2 protein-coding genes are annotated in these 2,677 nt (G+C 59.5%); both read right to left on the reverse strand.

What is annotated here, in order from left to right:
- Positions 1-318: 318 nt before the first annotated feature.
- Positions 319-1,035: a TetR/AcrR family transcriptional regulator gene (locus ACXRVY_RS23265; RefSeq protein ID WP_223458310.1), complete on the reverse strand. Its 717-nt coding sequence runs from the start codon at positions 1,033-1,035 to the stop codon at positions 319-321.
- A gap of 99 nt (positions 1,036-1,134) precedes the next feature.
- Positions 1,135-2,637: a lysine--tRNA ligase gene (gene lysS, locus ACXRVY_RS23270; RefSeq protein ID WP_057716207.1), complete on the reverse strand. Its 1,503-nt coding sequence runs from the start codon at positions 2,635-2,637 to the stop codon at positions 1,135-1,137.
- Between the last annotated feature and the right edge of the window lie 40 nt (positions 2,638-2,677).

Here is a 2,677-nt window from a genome sequence, read left to right on the forward strand (position 1 = left end):
CGCCGATGCGGGTCAGTTCGAGGTTGAGCGGCTCGCCCCAGGCATTGGTGCTGGTCCATTTGCCGAGCAATCCTTTGGGCGCGGGGTCGCTGGCAGGCAGCGGTTCCTTGAAGGCCACCAGACAGCCACTGAGCAGCAGGAACGACAAGGCGATCACAACGACACGCCAGGCTTTCATTCAATACTCCCTATGAATACACCGCTGACCTGTAGGAGCGAGCCTGCTCGCGATGAGGGTGTGCCAGACAACATCAATGTTGAATGTTAAGCCGCCTTCGCGAGCAGGCTCGCTCCTACAGAGGTAACTCCCGCCCGGAACTACACCGACGCCAGCACCAGGTGCATGTAGCGCGTCAGGATGCCGAGCATTTCCTCTTCGGCGGCAGGCTCGTCTACGTTGAGCAGCCCCTGATATTCCATCCGGCCGATAATCGCCGTCAACACCTTGGCATCCTGATGCGGCTCGCGCGAGCCCAGCACCTGGAACAGCTGGCAAGAGCCCTGCAGGAGGATTTGCTGATGCGAGCGCACCAGCTCGGCCAGGCGCGGGTTGAGCAATGCTTCCTGACGAAACGCCTGCTCGGCCATCAAATGTTCACGGCGATTGACCAGTTGCCGGTGAACGTAATCGGTCATCAGTCGCGCAATATCGTCCGCCAGTTTCGAGCGCGCCTGCGGGCTGCCATCGCCACTGGCGATCATGTCGCGCAACAGGCCTTCGTTGTTCACCCACAGTTTGCCCATGTACGCCGCACTGCGTTCCACGTATTGGGCGAAGGTATCGGTGAGCAAGTCATCGATATCCTTGAAATAGTAAGTGGTCGCCGACAACGGCACTTGCGCCTCGGCGGCCACCGCACGGTGCCTTACGGCCCGTACACCGTCACGCACGACAATGCGCATGGCAGCATCCAGGATTTCCTGTCGTCGCTGCTCGCTGCCCTGTCGGCTGGCCTTGCGGCCCTGGTACTGAACACTTTCAGCGACCGCAGTGGCGACACCCGCTGCACCTTCTTGAGCTATTGCACGAATCACGACAGGTATTTCCTCTCAGATGAAAGTAACAAGTTGATACGTTTGTACCAGACAGGCAATAAAAAACCGCCTGAAAAGGCGGTTTTTTAATTGAAACACTTACGCTTGCGGCCGCATGTGCGGGAACAGGATCACGTCGCGGATCGACGGGGAGTTGGTCAGCAGCATCACCAGACGGTCGATACCGATGCCTTCACCGGCCGTTGGCGGCATGCCGTACTCCAGCGCACGAACGAAGTCAGCGTCGTAGTGCATGGCTTCGTCGTCACCGGCGTCCTTGTCGGCCACCTGGGCCATGAAGCGCTCGGCCTGGTCTTCCGCGTCGTTCAACTCGGAATAGGCGTTGGCGATTTCACGACCACCGATGAACAGCTCGAAACGGTCGGTGACGTTCGGGTTGTCGTCGTTACGACGGGCCAGCGGCGACACTTCGAACGGGTACTGGGTAATGAAGTGCGGCTGCTCAAGCTTGTGCTCGACCAGTTCTTCGAAAATCATCACCTGCAGCTTGCCAAGGCCTTCGAAGCCCAGCACCTTGGCGCCGGCTTTCTTGGCGATGGCGCGGGCCTTGTCGATGTCGTTCAGGTCGTCAGCGGTCAGCTCGGGGTTGTACTTGAGGATCGAGTCGAACACCGACAGACGCACGAACGGCTCGCCGAAGTGGAACACCTTGTCGCCGTACGGCACGTCGGTGCTGCCCAGAACCAGCTGCGCCAGTTCGCGGAACAGTTCTTCGGTCAGGTCCATGTTGTCTTCGTAGTCGGCGTACGCCTGGTAGAACTCCAACATGGTGAATTCAGGGTTGTGACGAGTCGAAACGCCTTCGTTACGGAAGTTGCGGTTGATCTCGAACACTTTCTCGAAGCCGCCAACAACAAGGCGCTTGAGGTACAGCTCCGGCGCGATACGCAGGAACATGCCCATGTCCAGCGCGTTGTGGTGGGTTTCGAACGGCTTGGCTGCCGCGCCGCCCGGAATGGTTTGCAGCATCGGCGTTTCCACTTCCAGGAAGTCACGTTTCATCAGGAAGCTGCGGATGTGGGCGATGACTTGCGAACGCACGCGGAAGGTCTGGCGCACGTCTTCGTTGACGATCAGGTCAACGTAGCGCTGGCGGTAGCGCTGTTCGGTGTCGGTCAGGCCGTGGTGCTTGTCCGGCAGCGGGCGCAGGGATTTGGTCAGCAGGCGCACGCTGGTCATTTCAACGTACAGGTCGCCCTTGCCGGAACGGGCCAGGGTGCCTTCGGCGGCAATGATGTCGCCCATGTCCCAGGTTTTCACCGCGGCCAGGGTTTCTTCGGACAGGGTCTTGCGGTTGACATAGACCTGGATGCGCCCGGTCATGTCCTGGATCACCATGAACGAACCACGGTTGAGCATGATGCGACCGGCAACCTTGACCGGGATCGCAGCCTCTGCCAGCTCTTCCTTGGTCTTGTCCGCGTACTGTTTCTGCAGTTGCTCGCAGTAGTTTTCGCGGCGGAAGTCGTTCGGGAAGGCATTGCCCTTGGCGCGCTCGGCAGCAAGCTTTTCCTTGCGCAGGGCGATCAGGGAGTTTTCTTCCTGTTGCAGGGCTTGCGGGTCGAGTTCTAGGTCGCTCATGTCTTTAAAAATTCCATCCCAGGTTCGTTGCCCCCGGGCC

It is taken from the genome of Pseudomonas sp. P5_A2_2 (genome assembly GCF_054177685.1).

Excerpts from the sequence above, each read along its gene's own strand:
- lysS (WP_057716207.1), bottom strand. The coding sequence starts at position 2,637 with ATGAGCGACCTAGAACTCGACCCGCAAGCCCTGCAACAGGAAGAAAAC.